Source organism: Deinococcus aerius, from assembly GCF_002897375.1.
Lineage (GTDB): Bacteria > Deinococcota > Deinococci > Deinococcales > Deinococcaceae > Deinococcus > Deinococcus aerius.
The window spans coordinates 17,540-41,698 of sequence record NZ_BFAG01000014.1; the positions used below are offsets into that span (position 1 = coordinate 17,540).

Genomic DNA, 24,159 nt, shown 5'->3' on the forward strand with positions numbered 1-24,159 from the left:
TTGACGTTTACTCGTACCGCAGGCTATCCACCGGGTCGAGCCGCGCGGCCCGCGCCGCCGGGTAGTACCCGAAGAACACGCCGACGAGGGCGCTGAAGGCGAAGGCGACGAGAATGGGCGTGGGCGAGAAGACCGGGCTGATGCCGAAGGTGTTTCCGGCATAGGCGGCCCCAATGCCGAGCGCCAGGCCGATCACGCCGCCGCCGACCGAGAGCAGCGCGGCCTCGACCAGAAACTGCGTGAGGATGTCGCGGGGCTTGGCGCCCAGGGCCTTGCGCACGCCGATCTCGCGGGTGCGCTCGGTCACGCTGACCAGCATGATGTTCATGATCCCGATGCCGCCCACGATCAGGCTGATCCCGGCGATGGCGCCCACCAGCAGCGTCAGGGTGGTCGTCACGCTGCTCAAGCTGGCGAGGGCGTCGGCCTGGTTCTGCACCTGGAAGTCGAGGTTGCTGGGGTCGGTCTGCTTGTGGCGCTCGGACAGCAGCGCCGTGATGTCGGCCTGAAGCCCGTCGAGGTCGTTCTTGTCGGCGGCCTGGATGTACACGTTGTTCACGGTCGGCTCGCCGCTCGCGCTGTTCGTGCGGGAGAAACGCTGGAGGTAGGTGCTGAGGGGAATGAACACCTGGCTGTTCGGGTTCCCGAAGCCGCTGTTCCCCTTGTCGGGCAGCACGCCGACGACCGTGAAGGTGACGGCGCCGAGGCGAATCTTCTGCCCCACCGGGTCGCTGCCGTCCGCGAAGAGGTCCGTCACGACCTGCGAGCCGATGACCGCCGTGCGCTTGCGGCTGTCCACGTCGGCCTGGGTGAAGTAGCTGCCGCTGGCGACGGGGCTGTTGCGAACCGTCTCGTAGGCCGGCCAGGTGCCGATCACGGTGACCTGCGTGTTGCTGCTCCCCACCTTGGCCTGCATGCTGCTCTGCGCCGCCGGGGCCACGCCCGCCACCCGGCTCCCGAAGGCGGTCGCCAGGGCCTCCGCGTCCTTCACCGTCACCGTCTGCTGGGGGCCGCCGCGCACCAGGCTGCCGCCGGGCCGCCCCCGCGCGCTCTGCACGGTGAGGAGGTTGGTCCCCAGCGATTCGAGGTTGCGCGTCACGCCCGCCGTGCTGCCCTGCCCGATGGCGGTGAGGGCCACGACCGCCGCCACGCCGATGATCACGCCCAACGCGGTGAGGATCGAGCGCATAGGGGTGCCGATGATGGCCCGCCAGGCGATGCGGAAGGCCCCTCCCAGGCCCAGGCCGCCGTGCCGCCTCGGGGCCGCGACCTGCTGTCCCGGGCTGCCGAGGGCCGAAGTGTCGGGGTTGACGGTCATGCAGTTCCTCCCGGCCTATGCGGCGTCTGCCGCTCGTCGCGCTCGATCAGGCCGTCGCGCACCCGGACCACCCGCTCGGCGTAAGCGCCGATGTCCGCCTCGTGCGTGACGATCAGGACGGTGGTGCCCTCCGCGTGCAGCTCGGCAAAGAGGGCCATGACCTCCTCACTCGTCCGCGTGTCGAGGTTGCCCGTCGGCTCGTCGGCGAGGAGGAGGCGGGGGCGACCGGCCAGCGCGCGGGCAATCGCTACCCGCTGCTTCTGCCCGCCGCTGATCTGGCCCGGGAGGTTCCCGGCCTTGTCCGCCAGGCCCACCCGCGTCAGCATCCCCATCGCCCGCTCGCGCCGCTCCCGCGCGGGGACGCCCGCGTAGGTGAGGGGCACCTCCACGTTCTCCAGCAGCGTCTGCCGGGGCAGCAGGTGGAAGGCCTGGAAGACGAAGCCGATCTCGCGGTTCCGGGCCTCCGCCCGCTCGTTCTCGGAGAGGGTCGTCACGTCGCGGCCCCCCAGGTGGTACGTGCCCGCGCCGGGCCGGTCGAGCAGGCCGATGATCTGCATGAGGGTCGTCTTGCCGGAGCCGGAAGGTCCCATCAGCGCGACCATCTCGCCCTGCGCGATCTGGAGGCTGACGCCCTTCAGGGCCTCGAACACCACGTCGCCCTGCGCGTAGGTCTTGTGGATGCCTTGCAGGTCCACCACCGGGACGGCGAGGGCGGGTGGGCGGACCACCGGGGCGGGCGCGCTCATGGCGGCCCCCCGAAGCCCCCACCGGGAGGGCCGCCGAAGCCCGACTGCCGGTTGGAACCCGAGGTGGAGGAACTGGACGTGCTGCTCCGGGTGCTGCCCGGCACGACGACCTGCTGCCCCGCCGTCAGCCCGCTCTCGACGATGGTGTTCGTGCCGTCGGTGGCGCCAGTCGTCACGCGCGTCCGCTCGGGGTCGTTGCCCTCCGCCCCCTGTACCAGGACGTAGCTGCGGTCCCGGACGGATTGGATGGCCTTCGTGGGCACGACCAGCCCCGACGCCTCGCTCTGAATGATCTCCGCCTCGGCGGTCATGCCCGGGCGCAACTTGCCATCCGTGTTCGGCAGGCTGACGGTCGCCGTGAAGACGCTGATGCCGTTCGACTGGGTGGCCCCCGGCGACACGCGCACCACCTTGCCGGTGAAGGTGTCGTTCTCGTAGGCGTCGAGGGTGACTTCCGCCGTCTGCCCCACCTTCACCCCCGAAATCTCGGTCTCGTCCACCTGCACGGGGAGGTTGAGGGTGGTGTCGTCGAGCAGGGTGAGGAGGGCCGTGTCGCTGCTCGTGCCGATGACCGCGCCCTCGGTGGCGTTGACGGCGCTCACCACGCCGCTGATCGGGGCGTACACCTTGAGGTCAGCCTGGGCCTTGCGGGCAGTCGCCAGGTTCTCCTCGGCCTGCTGCACGGCGATCTGCGAATTGCGGAGGTCCTGGGCGTTGCTCTCGGCCCCCGCCCGCTGCTGGGTGCGGGCGCTGGCGGCACTCGCGCGGGCGCTGGCCAGACTGGCGCGGGCGCTCTGCACCTTGGCTTGCGCGTCGGCCACGGCTGTTCTGGCGCTGGCGAGGTCCTGGGCGCTCACGGCCCCGACGGCGGCGAGGCGTTCCTGCGCGTTCAGGGTGGTCTGGGCGGTGGTCAGCGCCCGCTCGGCGTCACTCAGCGTCTGCCCCGCCGAGGTGACGTTCGCGTCCGCCTGCGTGACGCTGCTCTGCTGCTGTGCTCGACTCGACGCCTGGGTGGCGCGCAGGGCGTCCAGGGCCGCGCGGGCCTTTTGCAGGTTCAGCTCGGCGGTGGTGACGTTCGCCGTCACGTCGTCACTCGTGAGGGTGGTCAGGAGCTGGCCCCTGGTGACCCGCTCCCCGACCGCGGGCAGCGTCCCCACCGTCACGTTGCGGTCCACGCCGATGGTGCGGGTGACGGCGGCCTCCAGGGTGCCGGGGCCACTCACGCTGACGCGCACAGTGCCGGGTTGGACGGTCTGAAGCTGCGTCTGGGCGGTGGCCGTCTGCGTCTGCCCGGAGTGGGTGCGGGTGTACCACACGCCGCCCCCCACTCCGCCGACCAGGAGCAGACCCGCAAGGACCCACGGCCAGCGCCCCCGGCGCCGCACCGGGCGGGAGGTCACCGCCGTGGTCGTGGTGGGCGGAGTCGTCATAGGGTCCCTCCAATCCCGGTCAGGTTCTGACCCGCCGCCACGGACAGCGCGGCGAGCGACTCCAGCACGTTGTCCTGCGCCTGGAGCCGGGCGTACTGTGCCTGCTTCAGGGCGAGCTGGGTCTGCTGGAGTTCGACGGGGCTGATCGTGCCGCTCTTCAGGCGGGCCGCGTCCTGGGTGTAACTCTTCCCCGCGGCGGCCTCGCGGCTCCCGGCGACCTTGAGCTGCTCGGCGGCGTTCTGAGCGGTCTGGTACGCCGAGGCCAGCGCCGTACTCGCGTTCTTCTGCGCGGCGTCGAGCGTGCGCTGCGCGTTGGCGAGGGCGGTGCGGGCGTCTTGCAGCGTGCGGGCGGGCGTGAAGTCGTTGTCCGAGAGCTTCACGGTGAGCTGAGCGGCGGCCACGTCCTGCTGGGCGGACACCACCGAGGTGAGGTTCTCGCCCAGCCCTGAACGAAGCTGGGTCAGGCTGGTCTTGAGGGTCGGAACTGTCGTCAGCCCCGCCGCCCGCACCCCGCTCGCCAATCCGGTCAGGCTCGCCATCTTGGCCGAGGCGAGGTTGACCTGCGCCCGCGCGTCGGCGAGGTCCTGGGCGCTGCCCGCCAGGGTGTTCTGGGCCTTTTGCACGTCGAGGGCGGTGGCGTTACCCACGCTCTGCTTGACCTGCGCGACCTGGAGGGCCTTCTGATTGACCGCGTTCTGGAGGGTCTGGAGTTCCACGTTCTCCTGCGCCTCGTAGAGGGCGGTGTAGGCGTTCACCGCATTCTGGAGGGTGGAGAGCCGCGCCGCGCGGAGCCCCACGGTGGCGAGCGCCTGCCCCTGCCCCGCGGAGAGCTTGGCGGCGGCGAGGGTGCTGGGGTCGGCCTGCGCGGCCCGGTTCGCGGCCGTCGCTTTTTCGAGGTTGGCCTGCGCCGTGCGGACATCGGTGCCGTTCGTCAGCGCGGCCTGCACCGCCTGGGTGACGGTAACAGTGGACTGGGCAGCGGCGGTAGGCACGAGCAGGGCGAGTCCGAGGGCAAGGGTCAGGGTCGGCGTGCGGGTCAAGGTGTGCATCACTGGGAGCCTCCGGCGGCATTGACGAGTCGAATCAGGGCGAGTTGAACGGTGGCGCGGGCCTGCACGAGGTCCCGCTGCGCCTGGGCGAGCGAAATCTGGGCCGCCGTCACGTCGTCGGCGGTGCTGGTCCCGGCGGACAGACGAGCCTGCGCGGCGCTCAGGGCCGCCTGCGCGGCCTCCACCTGCGTCTGCTTCGCCTGGAGGGCGATCAGATTCGTCTGGGCCGTGCTGTACAGGGTGCGGACGTTGAGTTCGGCGTTCTGCTGCGCGACTTGCAAGGTGAGCTGTGCCTGCGTGACGTTCGCCTGCGCCGCCGACACCTGGGCACGCGCGGCGGGCGAGTACACCACGTAGCTGCCGGTGATGCTGGCGACGAAGCGGTTGCTGGCATTGCTCCCGCTCGCGCCGAAGGGCACGCTGTAGCCGATGCCCGCGTTCCCCTCCTTCACGTCCAGGCTGGCGGTCAGGCCGCCGCTTCCGGCTGGTCCGTACCGCACGCTCGCGGTCAGGTCAGGAAGCTGCTGGTCCCGCTGCTGCGTCTCCAGCGTGTCCTGCGCGGTGGCGAGGTTGTTCTGCGCCTGGACCACGTCCACCGTGTTCGTGCGCGCCCGGGCGACGAGGGTGTTCAGGTCGGGCAGGGTGAAGGTACTTGCGGGCTGGGTGGAGAACGTCACGCCCGTCAGGTCCTGGTTCAGCACGGCGGCGAGGTTGAGCCGCGCACTCTCCAGGCTGCTCTGCGCCTCCGTGACCGAGCCCTGGGCGAGTTGCACGTTCGCCTGGGCGCTCAGCACGCTCTCCTGGGTCGCATTGTTCTGCGTCTGCTGCGTGCGCGCGATCTCCAGTTGCCGCTGGCGCAGGGCGAGCGTCTGCGTGGCGAGCGTCACGTCCTGCCCGGCCACGACCGCCGCGAGGTACTGCTGGTAGACGTTCAAGCGGGCGCTGGCCTGCGCCGCCGCCAGGTTCGCCTGGGCCAGGGTCAGGCTGCGTTGAGCCGTTCGCAGACTCGACTGCCCGCTCGACCACGGCAGCAGTCCCAGGCTCGCCTGCACGCCCGCGCTGCCTCCCAGGCTGCCCGCGGTGGAGGTGGTCGTGCCGTCACTCGCTGTGGTCGTCGAGCCCCCCGTGTAGCTGGCACTCCCGGTCACGCTGACGCTGAGCCCAAGGGCACCCCGGGCCGCGTTCAGGTTCTCCTGCGCGACCCGCACGCTGAGCCCCGCCTGGGTCACGCTGGGGGCCTGCGCGAGCCGGGCCAGCGCCGCGTCGAGCGTCAGGGTGGAGGACGGTGCGGTTTGCGTCTGGGTCGGTGTGGTCTGCGTCGTCTGCGCCTGCACGCCGCCCGCTCCCAATAGCAGCGCGAGCGTCAACGTTCGGAGAAGGGGGAGGCGGGGGGGAGGGCTCGTCATGGCCCCCAGGGTGACGTGCCCCCGCGAATGCCCTGCGAACCTTTTTTGAAGATTTGTCGAAGAGGGGTGGAGGCGCACGGGGAGGCGCCGGACTGCGCGGAGACGGCCCGCAGCGCCCCTCCTGCCCCGCTGGGCGCCTTCGCCAAACCTTGGCCCGGGGTGCCTACCATGGGGGCATGAGCGCCCTGATCCTGATCGTCGAGGATGAACCGCAACTGGCGGAGGTGCTGGAAGCCTACGCGAGGCAGGAGGGCTACCGCACCGAGCGCGCCGCCGACGGGAACACGGCCCTGACCGCCTACCGCGCCGCCCACCCCGACCTCATCCTGCTCGACGTGATGCTGCCTGGCCGGAGCGGCCTCGACGTGCTGAAAACCGTCCGCGCCGACGGCGCCACCCCCGTCATCCTGGTCACCGCCCGCGCCGAGGAGACCGACCAGATCGTGGGGCTGGAACTCGGCGCCGACGATTACGTGGTCAAACCCTTCCGCCCCCGTGAACTCATGGCGCGGGTCAAGGCCGTGCTGAGACGGGTGAGCGCTGCCCTGGAGGACAACGAGCGCCCGCTGCGGGTGGGGCCGCTGGAGGTGGACCGCCGGGCGGTGGTGGCGCGGGTGAACGGGCAGCCGCTGACGCTGACCCCCACGGAGTTCCGGCTGCTCGCGCACCTGGCGCAGGTGCCGGGCCGGGCCTTCTCCCGCGAGGAACTGCTCGCCGCCGCGCTGCCCGACAGCGACGCGCTGGAGCGGGTGGTGGACGCGCACCTCGCCTCGGTGCGGCGCAAGCTCGACGGGGTGCGGGCCGGAGAGCTGCTCCGCACCGTCCGGGGCGTGGGCTACCGCCTGGAGGCGAGCCCTTGAGGCTGCGCCGCCCCCGCTTCCCCCCCGTCCGCTGGCGCACGCCGAGCCTGGCGGTGACGCTGCTCCTCGCCATGCTGCTCGTCGTGGGGCTGGCGGTGGGCGGCATGTTCCTGTTCTCGAACCTCGCCGGGCGCCGCGAGGTCGCCAAGCTGCCGCCCGAGGTCCAGACGTACCTGCGCGAGCGCCAGGAAGCCGAGCGCCGGGGCCAGGAACCGCCCCCACCCCCCCATCCCCCGGCCCTGCCGGGAACAAGCGCGGCGCGGGGCACGGGGGAGGCCCAACCTGATCCGGGTGTCACGGACCGCGCCGACCGCTCCCAGGGGGGACGCGGGGGCGGTGGCCTGCCCGCCGTCCTCAACCCCCGCAACCGCTCCTTCATCCGTGACGTGCAGACCAGCCTGATTCAGGGCGGCCTCGTCGCGGCGGCGGTCGCGGCCTCCCTCAGCCTGCTGCTCGCGCGGCGGGTGGCGCGGCCCATCTCGGCGGTGTCGCAGGCGGCGGTGCGGCTGGCGAACGGCGACCTGACCTCCCGCGCGCCCGCGCTCCGGGGGGACCGGGAGGTCGCCGACCTCGCCCGCACCTTCAACGAGATGGCGGGCAGCCTGGAGGCCCTGGAGCGCGAGCGCCAGCAGGCCGTCGCCGACATCGCGCACGAGCTGCGCACCCCCATCGCCATCATGCAGGCCCGCCTGGACGCGCTGGAGGACGGCGTCTACCCCCTCGACCGCGAGCAGATCGGGCTGCTGAGCGCGCAGACGCAGCTCCTGACCCGCCTGGTGGGCGACCTGCGGACCCTCACCCTCGCCGACGCCGGGCGGCTCGGCCTGCACCTGGAGGAACTCGACCTCGCCGAGGTGGCCGGGCAGGTCGTGCGCGACCTGGGGGACCGGGCGGGGGAGCGCGGGGTCACGCTGACGGCGGCGGCTCATCCTGCCGCCGTGGTGGCCGACCCCGACCGGGTGCGGCAGGTCACCGCCAACCTCGTGGAAAACGCCCTGCGGCATGCCCGCAGCCAGGTCACCGTGCGCGTGGAGACGGCCCCCGACGGGGTGAGGCTCCACGTGGACGACGACGGCCCCGGCATCCCCGAGGACCTGCGCGAGACGGTCTTCACCCGCTTCACCCGCCTCGACGAGAGCCGCACCCGCGACACGGGCGGCAGCGGCCTCGGCCTCGCCATCGTCCGCGCCCTCGCCGGAGCCCACGGCGGCCACGCCTGCGCCGACGCCTCCCCCCTCGGCGGCGCCCGCTTCACGGTGACCCTGCCGCATCAGATGGGGTGAGGGGGGGGAATTTGGGGTGGGGGCTGTCCCAGGGTGTAGTGGAGAAGCTGGCGCCTGTTCTGCGGACTTGGGACGAGGAGAAGGGCTTGGAGATTCTGGCTGGCCTCCCACGCCCGGCCCGCTCACCCCCTCCCAACCTCCCCCCTCAAGGGGGAGGGGTAAAAGCGCCAAAGCTCCTGCTTCCCAAAACCGTCAATTGTGGACGGCCCATTCCTGTCAGCGACTCGCTCTCGCACCGCCTTCACCACGCCTTGCTCGCGCAGCGAGACGGTGGGCACGCGGCTGAGCAAGCAGCAAGATCAAACATTCAGCGTGAAGGAAAACGACCACAGGCGTGATGGGCCGAGCCCCTTGCCGAGCGCAGCGCTGCTCCCCCCTGCCCTCTGGGTAGGGGGGCTGGGGGGGTGGGCCTGCCTTCCAACCCCGCCGCCCCTCACCCCCGCGCCCTGAGCCCCACCAACAGCCCCGCCGTAAACGCCCCCACAAACGGCAGATTCGCCGTGAGCACCTGCCCCACCCACGCCCCCCCCACCTCTCCCCCCTGCCGCAGCAGCGGATCGGCCAACGCCTGCACCCGCGGCCAGTTCACCGTCAGCAGGTCGAAGTAGGCCAGCACCTGCACGGTGATGAACAGCAACCCCAACGCCAGCAGGGCCAGACGCCCGATCTTTTTCAGCGCGAACCCCGTGGCAAACCCCAGCACCGCCCCCACGCTCAGATCGGGGAGCAGCGGCCGCAGGGCGTCGGCGATGGGCGAGGTGGAGAGCGCGTCGGGCAAGGGCGGGAGCATGCTACCGCCGCCCGTCTTGCGCGCGTCTTGCAGGGCCAGTCGCCAAAAGGCGGAGGCACCCCGCCCCCGCAGGCGGTATGGTGGGCGGGACGTGACCCCCGAGCCGGACATCCTCACGCCCGAGTTGCTCGCCCGCTTAACCAACGGCGAGGAGGCCGCCTGGTACGACTTCGTGAGCACCTACGAGGGCCGGATGTACGCCTACCTCTACCGCCTGGAGGGGAACGCCGAGGACGCCTTGGACCTCACCCAGGAGGTCTTTTACCGCGCCTGGCGCTCCATCAAGACCTTCCGCGAGGGCGAGCGGGTCCTGCCCTGGCTCTATCAGGTCGCGCGCAACACCCAGATCGAGTCGCACCGCCGCAAGCAGCTCCAGCGCTTCAGCCTGGAGGAGGCCCGCGAGGACGTGGGCTTCGAGGTGACGAGCGCGGCCCGCTCGCCCTCCCAGGCCGCCGAGAGCGCCGACGCGCAGGACCGGGTGCAGCGCGCGCTGATGCGCCTGCCGGAGGAATACCGCGAGGCCGTCGTGCTGCGCTTCGTCGAGGACCTCCCCTACGACGAGATCGCGCGCATTCAGGGGGTTGCCGTCGGGACGGCCAAGAGCCGCGTGTTCCGCGCCAAGGAGCAACTGGCGGAGTTGCTCGCGGATGTGGCGGACGTGCATTGAGGGAGCGGTCAGCCAAGGGGAACGAGTCCCTGGTTCTCCCTGACCCCTTCCCCGCGTGGTTTCCCTCACGGCCCCCCGCCCCATGCCCCCGCTAGGCTGGGGGGGTGAGTCTGGGAATGTGGATACGCGGGGGCCTGCTGACGCTGGGGCTGGCGGGCGTGCCGTGGGCGGCGCTGGTGGAGGCGGGGGCCGTTCAGCCCACGGGCTTCCGGGTGGGCTTCTCGATGGACGAGGAGCGGCGGGCCCCGCTGACTGTCGCCTTCACGGCGCAGGCGCCCACCGAGGACCGGGTGGAGTGGGACTTCGGGGACGGGAGCGTGGCCCAGGGCACCCGGGTGACGCACACCTACTACCGGGCGGGCACCTACACCCTGCGTGCCCGTCTGATCGACACGCGCGGACAGGTGCGGGCGACCGCGACCGGCCTGGTCCAGGTCCTCAGCGGCGGCCCCGAACACGCCGAAGCGGTCGTGCTGCTCGGGCGCGGCGAGGTGCGGCTGAGTGCGGCGGGCAGCGTGGCCTACCGTCCCGGCACACCGAGCTTCACCCTGAACGGTCGCCCAGTGGGGGGTGGCCCCGTCCAGATCGCGGCGGGCGAGTACCGCGCGACCGTGCGGGTGCCCGGCGAGAGGGGGACGCTGGAGCGCACCGTCGCCTTCCGCATCGCGCCGCTGGCCGCCAGCGTCCCCTTCGAGACCGAGGTGCTGCGCCTGACGAACCAGGCCCGCGCCCGCGGCTGGAACTGCGCGACCCTGCGGGAAGGCGGCCCGGCGCTGCCAGCCCTGACGCGCGACCCTCAGTTGGAGGTCGCCGCGCTCGCCCAGTCGGCGGGGATGGCGCTGCACGGCTACTTCGACCACAAGAGCGGGCTGGACGGGAGTACGCCGATGCAGCGGGTGCAGGCGACCGGGCTGCGGCCCCAGGCGGTCGCCGAGAACATCGCCGCGGGGCAGCGCACCCCCGAGGAGGTCGTGCAGGCCTGGCTGCGCAGCCCCGGCCACTGCCACAACATCATGGGGGACTTCTCCCGCATCGGCGTGTCGTACGTGAACCGTGCGGGCAGCCCCCACCTCCACTACTGGACGCAGGTGTTTGCCGCGCCCGCCGAGTAGACCGGGCGCGCCCCGCGCGAAGGCCTTGGCCTTCTGCCCCCAACCTGCTCCTCCGCTGAGCGCCCACGTTCGCGGGAGGTCGTGCAGACCCCTTCAGGCCGGGCGCCCCAGCTCCCCCTCCAGGATGAGGGGCTCGCCCAGGACCACCCGGGCGAGGGTGCCGCCCCCCGGCGCGTCCTCCAGCGTCACGTCGCCGCCGTGGGCGCGGGCATAGCGCCGCACGAGCGAGAGGCCCAGGCCCTGCCCCGGCGTCAGGCCGCGCGGCCCGCGCTCGTGGGGCAGGAACATCCGCTCGCGCTTCCCGGCGGGAATCCCCGGGCCGTGGTCGCGCACGGTGATCTCGGGCCGACCGTTCGGGATGCTCAGGGTCACCTCGACGGGGCCGGAGGTGTACTTCAGGGCATTCTCGACCAGATTCTCGACGATCTGCCGCACCCGGTTCACGTCCACCGGCCAGAGGACGGGCTGCACCGGCAGGTGGGCGCGGACCCGGCCCCCGGCGACCCGGCCCACCAGCACCCGCAGGTCCGGGCGGGTCACCCGCAGGGTCACGTCGAGATAGAGGTCGTCCAGGCGGGTGAGGTCGGCCCTATGGGCGATCTGGGCGGCGCTGTCCTCGATCAGGGCGAGCAGGCGCTGCCTGGCCTCGGGGGTCTCGGCCTGGCGCAGCAGGTCGCTGGCGAGGAGCAGCGACTGGAGGGGGCGGCGCAGCTCGTGGCTGGCGAGGCTCAGGGCCTCGCGCTGGCGGGCCTCGCGGCGGGCCCGGCGCTCCCGTTCCGAGCGCCACAGCAGCAGCGCCCGCCCGGTGAGCAGCATGCTCAGGAGCCCGGTCAGGCCAGCGGTGGCGAGCAGCGCCCGGCGCATGGAGTCCAGCGCCCGCACGTACTGCACCCGGGTGTCGTTGGCGAAGTCCCCCGCCTGGGCGTTCAGGGAGGTTGCCTCGCGGGCGGCGGCGGCGATGCTCGCCGGGGTGTTCTGACGCAGCAGGGCCGCCACCCGACCCAAGCGGGCCTCACCGTGGGCCTCCACCGCGTCCAGCATGGTGAACTGGGCGGGGTTGGCGGCGCTGGACAGGGCGACCTCGTAGCGCATCTGCCGCTCCTCCGGGTCCTGGGAGGGGTCGAGCCGGGCCACCTGATAGGCCTGCACGTCCTGCACGAGGCCCTGGTAGGCGTAGGGGGTCCAGCCGCTCCCGCGCTCGATCAGCGTGCGGTAGGCGGGCTGCGTCGCCAGCAGCAGCAGCGCGACCGTCAGCACGGCGGGCAGCGCGGCCAGCAGCACCTCGCGCACACGCAGGCCACGCGGAATACGGTGGAAGGCGCGTTCGGGGGCGGGGATGGGCGTCATGGGGCGGGGGCGATGCGCTCCACGAACCACACCCAGGCGGCCCCGTAGAGCCGCGCCGGGAAGCGCGCCGGGTCGCGGGGCAGCACGACGGTCAGCGGTCCCTTCTCCAGCACCGGGATGGGTTTCCCGTTCGCCGTGTGCGCGAGCATGATGGGCGCTTCCAGGTAGTCCCGGGCGCGGATGGTGGTCACGAAGCCGTTGCTGGCGTAGAGGCGCATGTCCCGCCCGGCGAAGCCCCCCATGACCGCCAGGTCACGCAGGGGCACGCCCTCGTAGGTGAAGGTGCGGTGAAGCTGCGCGTGTTCGGTCGCGTAGCGCACGGTGGGCAGCGCGAGCAGTTGCGCCCGCGTCAGGGCCAGCGAGCGGCCAGGACCCTCCACGGTTAGCATGATTCGTTCGCCGGGCCGCACGGCGGGCAGCGGGCGGGCGGGGTGGACGTAGGAGAAGGGGGGCCATTTCGCACTCTGCCGCTCGCCGGAGGAGGTCCCCAGGGCCAGGCCGGACGCCAGGACCAGGGCAGGCAGCAGGGCCAGGATTTTGGGGAACACGCCCCACTCTAGTGCGCCGGGGGGCGGACCCTCAAGGTGACACCCCGGGAAGTAGGCCCTGATCCCGGCGAAGGTCAAAAGGGGTGCCGTCACCCGGAGCGCGGGCGAAGGGTCCAGGGCGGCGGGTGGGAGATGCCCCGCCCCGGGCTCAGCACGGCAACTTCCTTGAGCTTGGGCGGAAATAGGCCGTTATTTTTGACCAGGCAGAAGCTGTCCTGCGTCAAATTGCAAGTCAGCCTGGGCAGGCTTTGATCTCCACGCCGTCCCGGCTCTGGGAGCTGCCCTCATCAGCCGACTTCACCTGTCTGGCGTCCCCTCACCCCCGCCTGCGCCGAGGCCTCTCCGCAGGCGGCTCTACGAGTCCCACGAGGGGAGAGGGTCAGAACCGCTGAAGAGGAAGGGACACCGGAACGGTGTCCTTGCTTGAGATCGAAGCCTGCCAGCCCGGGACGTTCTCCGGCCTTCCTCAGCGCTCGCCGGGAAGGCCCACGCTGACGAGGTGGAAGGCGTCCGGACTGGCTCCCGGATTGATGCGGAATCTCCAGGGGCCGTACTCGGTGTCCAGCAGCACCTCGCCGTCCCCGGCGGCGGCGCGGCGCAGGGCCTCCCAGTCCTCGTCGGTCACGCTGCCGTGGATCAGGACGAGTTCGTTCCGAACGGGCGTCTGGGTCCCGGTGATGATGCGGGTGCTGAGCTGTTCCATGCCCCCAGCTTAGCGGGAAGAGCCCCGGGGCCAGTCAGGCATGAAGCCCGAGTGAGAGGTCCCTCACCCCCACTGAGGGCCACGTCAGGAGGCGGTCAAGCAGGGGAGGCAGAGTGGGCGCATGAAGGTTCTCACCCCCCTGAACGCCCTCACGGCCCTGCTGCTCGGCACGGCGAGCGCCGCCCCCGTCATCAGCGCCCAGAGCATCATCGTGAACCCGGTGCCCACCACCCTGAGCGTGAAGGTCTGGACCGACCGCGACAGCAGCGGCACCCAGGCGCCGGGCTACGCGCCGGGCGAGCGCATCCGGCTGTATACCAGCGTGAACCAGGACGCCTACGTGTATCTGTTCAACGTGGACCCCCAGGGCAACGTCGACCTGATCCTGCCCAACCGGTACCAGGGCGGCGGCAACTTCCTGAAGGCGAACACCACCCGCGCCTTCCCCTCGCCCGGCGACCCCTTCACCTTCGATGTCGCCACGCCCTACGGCCTGAACAAGGTGCTCGCGCTCGCGAGCCGCACCCAGCTCAACCTCGACCAGATCGCCTCCTTCAAGTCGCAGCAAAACTCGTTTGCCACGGTGAACGTCAAGGGCCAGCAGCAGCTCGCGCAGGCGCTGAGCATCGTGGTGAAGCCCGTCGAGCAGACGAGCTGGATCAGCGACACGGCGTACTACACGGTCGTCTCTCCCACCGGGAACACGGGGGGCGGCTCGGCCACGCCGCTCCTGGTTCCGGCCCCCGCTGCGTCGGCACCCGCGCGCCCCAACCCCATTCAGCCCGCGCCGACCGCCAAGGCCCTCTCGGTGCAGGTCCAGCCGACTGCGCCGCAGCCCGCGCCGTTGCCGAACACGCGCGACTGGCAGGCCACCGTCGAGCGCCAGGGCAGCCTGAGCGCCGTGTACGCCGAGTACGCGGCCCGCCTGCGCGCCGAGGGGTACACCCAGACGAGTTCCCGGCAGACGGGCAACCATATCCGGGGTGAGTTCCGCAAGGGCGACGGACGTGCCACCCTGGAAGTCAAGCAGAAGGGCAGCCGCTTCGAGATCAAGGTCACCCGCCGCTGAGCTTTCCCGACTCCACGTCCGCCGCTCCAGAACCGGGGCGGCGGATGCCTTTCGGCTGGTGGTCCTGCCAAACCGGCGGATGCCGAGCCCGCAGAAACAGGATGGAGGTCTTGTCCACCCCAGCGCCTCCAGTCACCGGCACGCGACAGCCTTCCAGCGAAGGCCGCAGCGGGACCGCTTCACCCTGCAGCCACCGGGGCAAGCGTCAGACCTCTGCGGAATGCCCCCCTTCCAGACATTCGACCCCTTGCCTTTCTCTTAATGCCGACTAGACTTATCGGGTATCGGGGGCGCGATGGAAGAACGAGGCTTGAACGAACTGAACCCCGGCGAGGCCGCCCACGTGGTCACCCTGGACCCCCGGCACCCCCTGCGGCGGCGGCTGCTGGAACTGGGCTTCGTGCGGGGGGCGCGGGTGGCGGTCGTGCGCCGGGCGCCGATGGGTGACCCGGTCGAGGTGCGGGTGAACGGAACCGACCTGGCGCTGCGGGCACAGGACCTGCGCGGCATCCGGGTGCGGGCATGACCACGCTGCCGTCCGCGCCCCCGCCGGGCCTGCTCGTGCCGGACGAGGCTGCCTGCGCGACCACGCTGGAACGGCTGCGCGCCGCCCACGAGCCGCGGGTGGTGGTGGTCGGCAACCCCAACGTCGGCAAGACCACGCTGATCAACGCGGTGGCGGGCACACGCCTGAAGGTCGGCAACTGGGCAGGCGTGACGGTCGAGAAGCGCGAGGCCCGGTTGAACCACGCGGGCCGTCCCGTCTACCTGCTCGACCTGCCCGGCGCGTACTCGCTGAGTCCGCATACGCCCGAGGAACTCATCACCCGCACGGCCCTGCTCGACGAGGCGCCCGACGCGGTGATCAACGTGCTCGACGCGGGCAACCTGGAGCGCAACCTCTACCTCACGCTGCAACTCCTCGACTTCCGGGTGCCGCTGGCGGTCGCGCTGAATCTGGTGGACGAGGCGCGGGACAAGGGGCTGACGGTGGATGCGGCGGCGCTGTCGCGGGCGCTGGGCGTGCCCGTGGTCGAGACCGTGGCGAGCCGGGGCGAGGGCACCGGGAAACTGCTGGACAAGGCGCTCTCGGGGGCGACCCTGGGCATCGGCGTGCGCTACCCGGAGGCGGTCGAGAGTGCTGTCGCTGACCTCACCACGCGCATGGCCGAGCTGCCCACCCTGCCCCCGCACGCGCACCGCTACCTGGCGCTGGCGCTGCTGGAGGGGGACCCCAGCGTGCGTGGGCGGCTGGCGGCGACGGGGCACACGCCGCTTCTGGACGCCGCCGACGCGCACCTTGCCGCGCTGGAGGCGGAGGGGGTGGACGCGCTCATCGAGATTGCGGAGGCGCGGTATGCGCGGGCGGGGGACCTGGCGCGGGTGGCCGTGCCCCAGGCGGAGGCTAGGCGGACCCTCAGCGAGCGGCTGGACCGCCTGGCGCTGCACCCCTGGCTGGGCATCCCCCTCTTTCTGGCGCTGGTGCTGCTGGTGTTCCGGCTGACGTTCAGTGTGGCCTCGCCTTTCGTGGACCTGATCGGCGGGCCGCTCCAGGGCACCGTGAGTGGCTGGGCGGCGGCAGCCCTGGGCTGGTTCCCGCTCGCCCGCGACCTCGTGGTGGGGGCGATCATCCCCGGCGTGGGCACGGTGCTGAGCTTCCTGCCCACCCTGCTCGTGCTGTACCTCGCCATGAGTTTCCTGGAGGACAGCGGCTACATGGCCCGCGCCGCCTTCCTGATGGACCGGGCGATGCGCGGGGTGGGGCTGGACGGGCGGGCCTTCATCCCCCTGATCCTGGGGTTCGGGTGCAACGTGCCCGCCGTGTACGCGACCCGCACCCTGGAGCGGCGCAGCGACCGGATGCTCGTGAGCATGATCCTCCCGTTCATGAGCTGCTCGGCGCGGCTGCCGGTGTACGTGGTGTTCGCCGCCGCGCTGTTCCCGCGTCAGGGCAGCCTGCTCGTCTGGGCGCTGTACGTGCTGGGGATGGTCGTCGCCTTCGCCTTCGCCCTGCTGCTGCGCCGCACCGCCCTACCCGCCGAGGGGGGCGGGGTGCTGCTGGAACTGCCGCCCTACCGCTTCCCCGCCTGGAAGGTGCTGTGGAAGCACGCCTGGCGCCGCACGGCCAGCTTTGCGAGGCGGGCACGCACCACGGTGCTGGCGACCGTGGCGGGCGTGTGGCTGCTGCTCGCCATCCCGGTCGTGGCGGGAGGCCAGTTCGCCACCGTCCCCCCGCAGGACAGCCTGTTCGGGCGGGTCAGCGAGGCGGTCTCGCCCGTCTTCGCGCCGCTGGGCTTCGGGAACTGGCAGGCGACCGGGGCGCTCGTGCCCGGCTTCGTCGCCAAGGAGGTCGTGGTGGGCACCCTGGGGCAGATTTACCTGGGCGAGCAGGCCGAGGCGCCTGCCCCGCTGGGTCTGTTTGCTGGGATGGGCCAGGCCGTCGCCGCCACCTGGGACGCGGTCAAGGCGAGCGTCTCGGCCCTGCCCACGGTGCTGGCCCTGCCCAGGCTGGGGGCCGACACCTCCGCCGACGCGCAGACGCCCCTGGCCGCCGCCTTGGCGCGGGCCTTCACCCCGGCGGGCGCGCTGGCGTACCTCGTGTTCGTGCTGCTGTACACGCCCTGCATCGCCACGGTCGGTGCGCTGGCGCAGGAACATGGGCGGCGGGTCGCGTGGGTCACGGTCGCCTACCAGCTCGCCACCGCCTGGGTCATGGGTTTCCTCGTCTACCAGATCGCGTCGAGGCTGCTGTGACCGCCCCGCTGGCCGCCATCCTGGGCGCCGTGGCGGGTGAGCCGCGCACCCCCGCCGAACTCGCCCGCACCCTGGGAAGCAGCGAGGCGGCACTGACGGGGATGCTGCGGACCCTGCAAGCCGGGGGCTACGTGCAGGAGGCCACCCCCGAGGGGGAGGGCTGCGCCTGCGGCCCCTGCGCCCTGAAAAGCCTGTGCCGGAATGCGAACGGTGAAGCCGCGCCGCTGCATCTGTTGCGGCTCACCGCGCGGGGCGAGGCTTACCTGAAGCGGGCGCGTTGAGGGGAAGAGGGCGGGCTCAGTTGAAAACCCGCCTGTCCTATTGGGTGTCTAAACTCAACTCGGCCTGACGCGCGATAAACGCCCGCTCAGCCGCATCTACCAGGTCAAAGCAGTGGTAGCGGCTGTAGTACGTTGGCCCCTTCCGCATCAGACGCAGATTCATCAGGGCCATTGCCTGGGCCGATAATCCGCTCTGAAGCAGACCGGTAATGTCAGCGAAGCCATGGGCGAACATATTGAATTGGTCCTGTCCCCCTGGTGCATAAGTATGGTCCGTCATCTCCCAGCCCAATTCAGCTATTTGCTGCGGCCAGTCTTCACCCAACTCCTCGCGCAACGGACTCATCGCCAAATGGAAGCTAGCCCAGAGCCCGCTGTCCTCCACGAACAGGCTGAACACCTCCTGCATGTTCAGGTTCACCCGGAACAGCAAGGTGCTGCCTTCTGGTGCCCCGGTGTCCGGCAAGCAGGACACCGACCAAAAGCTCAGCTCCGTCCGGCGTGGGAAAGGCACCACCGTCTGGAGGTACAGACCCAGCACCGTCAAGGCGTCTGGTGCGTAAGGCGACGTCATGAATCGTTCGAACCTGCGCCGGTAACGCAGGCGCAAGGCCTCGTCCTGAACACGCGCCTCATCGTCCTGAAGCGCACTGACATCACCAGTGAGCCACACCTCCTGCTCCTCCGGCAGCACCACCAGGTCCAAGTCCCGCTCACCCTGTACTACGCTCATATGCTCGATGTTTCGCAGGCGCAAGCCCCGCGCCTCCAACGCGTGGATGAACTGCCGCTCAACCGCGTTCAGATCCGCCTGCTTCACCCGCTGGAAGGTCAGGTGCGTGATGTCATCGTGCGTCTGGCGGTGCTGGGCGAAGCGGCGCACGACATCCACCGCCTGCCCCACGTACCGCTCCCCGTTTGCAAAACCCAGCACGTAGATGCCGCACCGCTGGCTCTGCCTGTGCAGGTCTGCCACCGAGAACCGACCCGCCACTTCCTGCCAGTCCGGAAAGCCCAGTGCCCAGATATGTTCGTCGCCCGCCCGCATAGCTGACGTGCCCCCCCAGCTCTGCTCCTGTAACAGCCCTAACCTCTAACTGCTATCTGCCCTTCACACCACGATCCGCCGGAACGCGCCGTCCTCGCCCACCATCGGCAGTTGGCCGTACATCAGCTCCTGCTCGACCACCCGGGCCACGTCCTCGCCGAGCTGCACCGCATCCCGCTTCTCGCTCTCCAGCGGCTCGGCGATCACGTCGAACCCGCGCAGGGCGTTCACGTCCTGGTGGCGCACCTCGACGCGGAAGCTGCCGCCGTCCATGTGAGGCGTGATCGTCAGCCCCTCGGGGTGATCGTAGGTGAAGGCGGCCTGGAAGGCGGTCAGGGTGTCTTGCAGGTTCATTCGCGCGGTCATGGGGGCAGTGTGCCCAACCTTTTCGGCGACGGGGTGAAGGGCCGGTAAAGGCGCGACCTATACTGGCCGCACATGACGACCCTCCCTTCCGCCGCCCCGCGCGTCAGCCCGTGGGTGCTGTCCGCGTTCTGGTTCGGCACGGCGTTTCACTGGCTCCTGCTGCTCCTGATCCTGATGCCCGCCAACGTGGTGCGCTTTGTGGGCGAGGAGCAGAAGGGCACGTACCTGGGCACCCTGACCGCCGTGGGCGCCGTGATGGCGCTCGTGCTGCCGCCGATCATCGGGGCGCGCAGCGACCGCACGGGGAGGCGGCTGCCGTACATTCGCCTGGGCCTGGGGGTGAACCTGGCGGGCCTGGCGGTGATGGCTTTCGCGGCCACCGCTCTGGCGGGCCTGGGCGGCTTCTGGGTGTACGTGCTGGGCTTCCTGCTCGTGCAGTTCGGCAACAACTATGCGACGGCCCCGTACAGCGCCCTGATCCCCCAGCTCGTGCCGCCCGAGCAGCGCGGGCGCTACAGCGGCGTGATGGGCCTGCTCCAGGCGGTCGGGCAACTGCTGGGGGCGGTGACGGCTTTCGTCGTCGGCCTGCTGAAGCTGCCCGTCCTCGTCTCCTTCGCGTTGATCGCCCTGGTGCTGTTCGTCCCCGCGCTGGTCACCCTGCGGGGCGTGCCGGAGGGGACCGGGCCGCCCGCCCAGACTCCGGCCCGGCCCGCCCTCCCCTGGCGGCAACTCTTCGCCCATCAGCCCTTCCTGTGGGTGTTCGTCACCCGGGTGCTGTTCGCGCTGGGGCAGTACAGCGTGCAGCCCTTCCTCCAGTACTACAACGTGGACGTGCTGCGCCAGCGCGACCCGGCGACGAGCACGTCCATCATGCTCGTGTGCATCATCGTGGGGAGCATCGCCTCGGCGCTCGTTGGCGGGCGAATCAGCGACCGGGTGGGCCGCAAGCCGGTGATCTACGTGGCGGGGGGCGCGATGGCGGCGGCGGCCCTGCTGCTGCTCGTGGCGCCATCCTACCCGGCGGCGCTGGCCCTCGCCGTGTTCTTCGGGCTGGGCTTCGGGGCCTTTACAAGTGTGGACTGGGCGCTCGGGAGCGACGCCATGCCCAGCGCGAGCAGCTACGCGCGGGACATGGGCATCTGGCACGTGGCCTTCGTGGCGCCGCAACTCTCCAGCGCGCCGCAGGGAGCCCTGCTCGACTGGGGCAACGCGCAGGGCGGGAACCTGGGCTACACGCTCGTCTTCGGCATCGCGGCGCTGTTCTTCCTGCTCGGCGTGGTGCTCGTGCGGAACGTGCCGGAGGTCGTGCGGCGGCGCGCTCACGCAACCTGAGGGCAACCTTTAGACGGTGCCCATCTCACCAGAGCCCGTCGCCCACTGCGTGACATGCTTCGTGTTATGGACCAACAACACGAACACCCCAGCCGCGAGGAAACGATCCGGCAGATGGCCGCCGTCATAAAGAACGTCAAATTCGCCATGCTGACGGTGATGACGGACGACGGCCACCTGCAAGCGCACCCCATGACCACCCAGCAGACCGAGTTCGACGGCGACGTGTGGTTCATCGGCGGCAAGGACACCCAGCAGGTGCAGAGCATGGCCGCCCGTCCGCAGGTCAACGTGAGCTACGCCGACCACGACAAGGGCGCCTATGTCAGCATCAGCGGCGCCGCGCAGCTCGTCGAGGACCGTGCCAAGCTGGAGGAGCTGTGGAGCGACGCCTACAAGGCGTACTTCCCGGGCGGCATCGACGACCCCTCGGTCCAGCTCGTGAAGATCGAGGCCCAGGGCGGCGAGTACTGGGGCAGCGACGGCAAGCTCAAGAACATGTTCCAGCAGGCCCGCGCGGCGATCACCGGCAAGCCCGCCACCGACCTGGGAACGAACGAGACGGTCGAGTTCTAAGCGGGGCAGGGCGTGAAGGCGCGGGCTTGTGTTCCCGCGCCTCCGCCCTATCTCTTCCATTCCTTCCCCGGAACCCAGGCCGTATCCTCGGAGCCGTAACCGCCGCCCTCCCCCATCCCACCTCGGTTCAGGCGAGACTCGCGCTGGCTGGAGTCATGTTCACGGTGGCCGTGTGGGGTGGGAACGCCGTGCTGCTCAAGGCGTTGTTGGTCCGGGGTCACCTGGGCGCCGCAGTGATTCTAACGGGGGCCACCCTCGCCAACGGGCCCAGAGCTGCCCGGCTTGGGGGAAAAGCCCCCCGAGTAACCCTCGTCCCGCTTCAGTCGAGCTTGAAGTCGATCACCAGGGGTTGCCGCTCACCCTCGTCGCCTTCGGGCTTGGCGTCCTCTTTTTGTGCTTGCTCCGGGGGCGGGGACGGCTGGGCCGCGGCCTGCTGAGCGGGCTCGGCGGGGGGCTTCTGCTCCTGGACCGGGGTGCGCCCGCTCTTCGCCGCCGACTCCTGGGCGGCGCGGCGGGCGGCGATCAGGATGGAGTCGACCTCGCCCGCGCTCAGCAGGCCCTTGTTCTGAAGGGTGCTGAGGATCGCCAGGGCGAGCTTGCGGACGTACTCGGCGTCGGTGGGAGGAGGGGTGGGCACGTCTGGCCGCGTCATGCCCGCACCCTAGCGCGAACCGGGGGAAGGGAGGCCAAATTGCCCCCCGGGGCGGCGCTACAGTGGGGGCACCTTCACCCCGGCAGGAACAGGCCGAGCATTCGGCCAACCGGAACACAAAAGACGGAACGCCCAGACACGGGTGTTATCCTGTGAGCCGTCTGAACAGGTGGCGTGAAGCTTCACCCACACGGCAACCCGCCGTCCTCTCCGGGCAAAAACGGGGAGGCGCAAGAGGAGGAAGAGGGAATGTACCGAGGAAGAGAGGGGCAGTGGGCCTGGATGCTTCACCGCCTGTCCGGGCTGGCGATTCTGGCCTACCTGCTGATTCACGTCATCAGCATCAGCCTGTTCGTGTTCGGCGAGCGGGCCTACATGGCGGTCCATACCACGTATGAGCTGCCGATCTTCAGCCTGGGCCTGATCGCGGTCACCGCCGGGGTCGTGTACCACTCCCTGAACGGCCTGCGGATCATCGTGATGGACTTCACCGGGCGGGGCGTGGCCTACCAGCGCCAGATGTTCTACGCCGTGCTGGGCCTGACCCTGCTCGCCACGGCCTACACCGCCTTCGTGGTCATTGGCCGCCTGATCGGGGGCGAGGCATGATCCGCGCACGCACCCTCACCGACGCCCGGCAGCAGGCGCACTCCAACGCCGAGCTGAACTGGTGGATCTTCATGCGGATCAGCGGCCTGGTCCTCGTGTTCCTGATCCTGGGCCACATCTACATGACCTTTATCCAGGTCAGCGAGTCGGACGCCACGTACATCGCGGTCGTCAACAAGCTGCAAAACCCGGCCTGGAAGTTCTACGACTGGCTGATCCTGTCCTTGTCCATGCTGCACGGGGTGAACGGCGCCCGCTACTCCATCGAGGACTACGTGCGCTCGCGGCCCAACCGCGCGTGGGTGAAGACCATCTTCTACACGATCAGTGCCCTGATCTTCACGCTGGGCACCATCGGGCTCTTCTCGATCTAAAGGAAGGCACATGCACCATCGTTACGACGTACTGGTGGTTGGCGCGGGCGGCGCGGGACTCATGGCCGCCCTCTACGCCGCCAAGGGCAACGTGTCGGTTGCCTGCATCTCCAAGCTCTACCCCACCCGGTCCCACACGGGCGCCGCGCAGGGCGGCATCGGCGCCGCGCTCGGCAACGTGCAGGAAGACCACTGGGAATGGCACATGTTCGACACCGTCAAGGGCGGCGACTACCTCACCGACCAGGACGCGGCCGAAATCTTTTCCAAGGACATCATCGAGGCGGTCTACGAGCTGGAGCATATGGGCCTGCCCTTCTCGCGCACGCCGGAGGGCAAGATCGCCCAGCGCAAGTTCGGCGGCCACACCCGCGACTTCGGCAAGGCGGCGGTCGAGCGGAGCTGCTACGCGAAGGACCGCACCGGGCACATGATTCTGCAAACCCTGTACCAGCAGAACGTGAAGTCCGGGACCACCTTCTACAACGAGTTCCACGTCACCGACCTCATCATCGAGAACGGGCGCTGCTGCGGCGTGGTGGCCTACCACCTGGCGTCGGGTGAGATCCACACCTTCCACGCCAAGGCCGTGATCCTGGCGGCGGGCGGGTACGGGCGCATCTACAAGATCACCTCGAACGCGCTGACGCTGACGGGCGACCTGATGAGCATCTACTACCGCAAGGGCCTGCCGCTGGAGGACATGGAGTTCTACCAGTTCCACCCGACGGGGCTGGCCAAACTCGGCATCCTGGTCACCGAGGGGATTCGCGGCGAGGGCGGCATCCTGCGGAACGCCCAGGGCGAGCGTTTCATGGAGCGGTACGCGCCGACGATCAAGGACCTCGCCCCGCGCGACATCGTCTCGCGCTCGATCATCACGGAAATCCGCGAGGGGCGTGGCGTGGGGCACGACAAGGACGCCGTCCACATCGACCTGACGCACCTCCCGCGCGAGGTGATCGAGGGCAAGCTGGCGGAGATCACCGACCTCGCACGCACGTACCTGGGGCAGGACCCGGTGAAGGACCTCGTGGCCGTGCAGCCGACCGCGCACTACGCGATGGGCGGCATTCCGACCGACGTGAACGGCCTGTGCCTGGCCGACGGGGCGGGCACCCGCGTGGAGGGGCTGTACGCGGCGGGCGAGCAGGCCTGCGTGTCGCTGCACGGGGCGAACCGCCTGGGGACGAACAGCCTCGGCGACCTGATCGTCTTCGGGCGCCGGGCGGGCATCTTCGCCGCCGAGTACGCCCGCGAGGCCGGATACCCCGAGATGCCGGAGAACCCCGAACGCGACTCCATCGAGCTGTTCGAGCGCCTGCGGAACGCCAGCGGCAAGGACAACGCCGCCACCATCCGCCGGGAATTGCAAGAGTCGATGATGAACAACGTCGGCATCTTCCGCAACGGCCCGGACATGGAAAAGCAGGTCGAGATCGTCAAGGAACTCAAGGCCCGCTACCGCAACGTCAGCGTGACCGACCCCAGCCAGCGCTACAACAGTGAGCTGATCGAGGCGCTGGAACTCGGTTTCATGCTCGACTGCGCCGAGGCCGCGACCGCCAGCGCCCTGAACCGCCGGGAGTCGCGCGGCGCCCACGACCGCAAGGACTACCCCGAGCGCGACGACGCGAACTGGCTCAAGCACACGATGGCCTACCAGGACCTGAACAACCCCGGCAACGTGCTCATCGGCTACAAGGAAGTCGCCCTCAAGGGCTACACCCGCGCCTTCGAGCCCAAGCCGCGCGTGTACTGAAGCCCGATTGCGTTGATTCGCAAGAATCAACCGAGCGGAGCGAGAGGCAAAGAGTACGGGATGGCGGAGATGGACGA

General features: G+C 70.4%; 25 protein-coding genes. 13 read left to right on the forward strand and 12 right to left on the reverse strand.

Annotated features, from left to right (window positions below; genetic code table 11):
• Nucleotides 1–7 precede the first annotated feature (7 nt).
• Genes DAERI_RS17230 through DAERI_RS17250 form a run of 5 tightly spaced genes read right to left on the reverse strand, consistent with a single transcriptional unit; the run spans nucleotide 8 to nucleotide 5,949 of the window.
• Complete coding sequence (locus tag DAERI_RS17230) at nucleotides 8–1,318, reverse strand: ABC transporter permease (RefSeq protein WP_103130680.1); 1,311 nt, start codon at nucleotides 1,316–1,318, stop codon at nucleotides 8–10.
• Nucleotides 1,315–2,064, reverse strand: a complete 750-nt coding sequence (locus DAERI_RS17235; RefSeq protein WP_103130681.1) for an ABC transporter ATP-binding protein — start codon at nucleotides 2,062–2,064, stop codon at nucleotides 1,315–1,317. Before DAERI_RS17235 ends, DAERI_RS17230 begins: the two co-directional genes overlap by 4 nt.
• A complete protein-coding gene (locus DAERI_RS17240; RefSeq protein WP_103130682.1) occupies nucleotides 2,061–3,494 on the reverse strand; it encodes an efflux RND transporter periplasmic adaptor subunit in 1,434 nt (477 codons plus the stop codon). The genes DAERI_RS17235 and DAERI_RS17240 overlap by 4 nt, the downstream gene beginning before the upstream one ends.
• Nucleotides 3,491–4,543 (reverse strand): TolC family protein, encoded by a 1,053-nt coding sequence (locus tag DAERI_RS17245; protein WP_103130683.1) that lies wholly within the window; start codon nucleotides 4,541–4,543, stop codon nucleotides 3,491–3,493. The genes DAERI_RS17240 and DAERI_RS17245 overlap by 4 nt, the downstream gene beginning before the upstream one ends.
• The gene (locus DAERI_RS17250; RefSeq protein WP_103130684.1) at nucleotides 4,543–5,949 is read right to left on the reverse strand and encodes a TolC family protein; all 1,407 of its coding nucleotides are present in this window, start codon (nucleotides 5,947–5,949) and stop codon (nucleotides 4,543–4,545) included. The genes DAERI_RS17245 and DAERI_RS17250 overlap by 1 nt, the downstream gene beginning before the upstream one ends.
• A gap of 176 nt (nucleotides 5,950–6,125) precedes the next feature.
• Here DAERI_RS17250 and DAERI_RS17255 point away from each other — a divergent pair, with 176 nt between their 5' ends.
• Together DAERI_RS17255 and DAERI_RS17260 are read left to right on the forward strand one after the other, a co-directional pair.
• Entirely contained in the window at nucleotides 6,126–6,809 is a 684-nt protein-coding gene (locus tag DAERI_RS17255; protein ID WP_103130685.1) for a response regulator, read from the forward strand.
• Nucleotides 6,806–8,092: a sensor histidine kinase gene (locus DAERI_RS17260; RefSeq protein WP_103130686.1), complete on the forward strand. Its 1,287-nt coding sequence runs from the start codon at nucleotides 6,806–6,808 to the stop codon at nucleotides 8,090–8,092. Before DAERI_RS17255 ends, DAERI_RS17260 begins: the two co-directional genes overlap by 4 nt.
• Before the next feature lie 433 nt (nucleotides 8,093–8,525).
• Here the strand turns inward: DAERI_RS17260 and DAERI_RS17265 are convergent, their stop codons facing one another.
• Nucleotides 8,526–8,882, reverse strand: a complete 357-nt coding sequence (locus DAERI_RS17265; RefSeq protein WP_103130687.1) for an FUN14 domain-containing protein — start codon at nucleotides 8,880–8,882, stop codon at nucleotides 8,526–8,528.
• Nucleotides 8,883–8,973: 91 nt separating this feature from the next.
• On the opposite strand from DAERI_RS17265, the gene DAERI_RS17270 reads away from it, so the two are divergent.
• Nucleotides 8,974–9,549 carry an RNA polymerase sigma factor gene (locus tag DAERI_RS17270; protein ID WP_103130688.1) on the forward strand — a complete coding sequence of 192 codons (576 nt, stop codon included), beginning with the start codon at nucleotides 8,974–8,976 and terminating at the stop codon, nucleotides 9,547–9,549.
• A gap of 104 nt (nucleotides 9,550–9,653) precedes the next feature.
• On the forward strand, nucleotides 9,654–10,661 hold the full coding sequence (locus DAERI_RS17275; protein WP_235610442.1) for a CAP domain-containing protein: 1,008 nt from the start codon (nucleotides 9,654–9,656) through the stop codon (nucleotides 10,659–10,661).
• 93 nt (nucleotides 10,662–10,754) lie between these two features.
• On the opposite strand, the gene DAERI_RS23160 is transcribed toward DAERI_RS17275, so the two are convergent.
• The 3 genes from DAERI_RS23160 to DAERI_RS17290 form a co-directional block, all read right to left on the reverse strand.
• Nucleotides 10,755–12,008, reverse strand: coding sequence for a sensor histidine kinase (locus tag DAERI_RS23160; protein ID WP_103130689.1), 1,254 nt, complete (start codon nucleotides 12,006–12,008; stop codon nucleotides 10,755–10,757).
• Nucleotides 12,005–12,556 (reverse strand): molybdopterin-dependent oxidoreductase, encoded by a 552-nt coding sequence (locus tag DAERI_RS17285; RefSeq protein ID WP_103130690.1) that lies wholly within the window; start codon nucleotides 12,554–12,556, stop codon nucleotides 12,005–12,007. Before DAERI_RS17285 ends, DAERI_RS23160 begins: the two co-directional genes overlap by 4 nt.
• 466 nt (nucleotides 12,557–13,022) lie before the next feature.
• Nucleotides 13,023–13,259, reverse strand: a complete 237-nt coding sequence (locus DAERI_RS17290; RefSeq protein ID WP_103130691.1) for a hypothetical protein — start codon at nucleotides 13,257–13,259, stop codon at nucleotides 13,023–13,025.
• 121 nt (nucleotides 13,260–13,380) lie between these two features.
• Between DAERI_RS17290 and DAERI_RS17295 the strand changes: the two genes are divergently transcribed.
• The 4 genes from DAERI_RS17295 (at nucleotide 13,381) to DAERI_RS17310 (ending at nucleotide 17,363) form a co-directional block, all read left to right on the forward strand.
• Nucleotides 13,381–14,328: a DUF4384 domain-containing protein gene (locus DAERI_RS17295; protein ID WP_103130692.1), complete on the forward strand. Its 948-nt coding sequence runs from the start codon at nucleotides 13,381–13,383 to the stop codon at nucleotides 14,326–14,328.
• A 310-nt stretch (nucleotides 14,329–14,638) separates the two neighbouring features.
• Entirely contained in the window at nucleotides 14,639–14,854 is a 216-nt protein-coding gene (locus DAERI_RS17300) for a FeoA family protein (protein WP_019585419.1), read from the forward strand.
• Nucleotides 14,851–17,082: a ferrous iron transport protein B gene (feoB, locus tag DAERI_RS17305; RefSeq protein WP_103130693.1), complete on the forward strand. Its 2,232-nt coding sequence runs from the start codon at nucleotides 14,851–14,853 to the stop codon at nucleotides 17,080–17,082. Before DAERI_RS17300 ends, feoB begins: the two co-directional genes overlap by 4 nt.
• The gene (locus tag DAERI_RS17310) at nucleotides 17,079–17,363 is read left to right on the forward strand and encodes a MarR family transcriptional regulator (protein ID WP_103130694.1); all 285 of its coding nucleotides are present in this window, start codon (nucleotides 17,079–17,081) and stop codon (nucleotides 17,361–17,363) included. The genes feoB and DAERI_RS17310 overlap by 4 nt, the downstream gene beginning before the upstream one ends.
• Before the next feature lie 37 nt (nucleotides 17,364–17,400).
• Here DAERI_RS17310 and DAERI_RS17315 read toward each other — a convergent pair whose 3' ends face one another.
• Both DAERI_RS17315 and DAERI_RS17320 read right to left on the reverse strand, forming a co-directional pair.
• A complete protein-coding gene (locus DAERI_RS17315) occupies nucleotides 17,401–18,411 on the reverse strand; it encodes a GIY-YIG nuclease family protein (protein ID WP_103130695.1) in 1,011 nt (336 codons plus the stop codon).
• Nucleotides 18,412–18,474: 63 nt separating this feature from the next.
• Nucleotides 18,475–18,777 (reverse strand): hypothetical protein, encoded by a 303-nt coding sequence (locus DAERI_RS17320; protein WP_103130696.1) that lies wholly within the window; start codon nucleotides 18,775–18,777, stop codon nucleotides 18,475–18,477.
• Nucleotides 18,778–18,849: 72 nt separating this feature from the next.
• Between DAERI_RS17320 and DAERI_RS17325 the strand changes: the two genes are divergently transcribed.
• Both DAERI_RS17325 and DAERI_RS17330 read left to right on the forward strand, forming a co-directional pair.
• Complete coding sequence (locus DAERI_RS17325) at nucleotides 18,850–20,109, forward strand: MFS transporter (RefSeq protein ID WP_103130697.1); 1,260 nt, start codon at nucleotides 18,850–18,852, stop codon at nucleotides 20,107–20,109.
• A gap of 66 nt (nucleotides 20,110–20,175) precedes the next feature.
• Nucleotides 20,176–20,685 carry a pyridoxamine 5'-phosphate oxidase family protein gene (locus tag DAERI_RS17330; protein ID WP_103130698.1) on the forward strand — a complete coding sequence of 170 codons (510 nt, stop codon included), beginning with the start codon at nucleotides 20,176–20,178 and terminating at the stop codon, nucleotides 20,683–20,685.
• 319 nt (nucleotides 20,686–21,004) lie between these two features.
• Here DAERI_RS17330 and DAERI_RS22130 read toward each other — a convergent pair whose 3' ends face one another.
• Entirely contained in the window at nucleotides 21,005–21,337 is a 333-nt protein-coding gene (locus DAERI_RS22130) for a hypothetical protein (RefSeq protein ID WP_133162065.1), read from the reverse strand.
• 249 nt (nucleotides 21,338–21,586) lie between these two features.
• On the opposite strand from DAERI_RS22130, the gene sdhC reads away from it, so the two are divergent.
• The 3 genes from sdhC to sdhA are packed head-to-tail and all read left to right on the forward strand — an operon-like array spanning nucleotide 21,587 to nucleotide 24,082.
• Nucleotides 21,587–21,946 carry a succinate dehydrogenase, cytochrome b556 subunit gene (sdhC, locus tag DAERI_RS17340; protein WP_103130700.1) on the forward strand — a complete coding sequence of 120 codons (360 nt, stop codon included), beginning with the start codon at nucleotides 21,587–21,589 and terminating at the stop codon, nucleotides 21,944–21,946.
• Nucleotides 21,943–22,320, forward strand: a complete 378-nt coding sequence (locus DAERI_RS17345) for a succinate dehydrogenase hydrophobic membrane anchor subunit (RefSeq protein ID WP_103130701.1) — start codon at nucleotides 21,943–21,945, stop codon at nucleotides 22,318–22,320. Before sdhC ends, DAERI_RS17345 begins: the two co-directional genes overlap by 4 nt.
• Before the next feature lie 10 nt (nucleotides 22,321–22,330).
• Nucleotides 22,331–24,082 carry a succinate dehydrogenase flavoprotein subunit gene (gene sdhA, locus DAERI_RS17350; protein ID WP_103130702.1) on the forward strand — a complete coding sequence of 584 codons (1,752 nt, stop codon included), beginning with the start codon at nucleotides 22,331–22,333 and terminating at the stop codon, nucleotides 24,080–24,082.
• Nucleotides 24,083–24,159 lie beyond the last annotated feature (77 nt).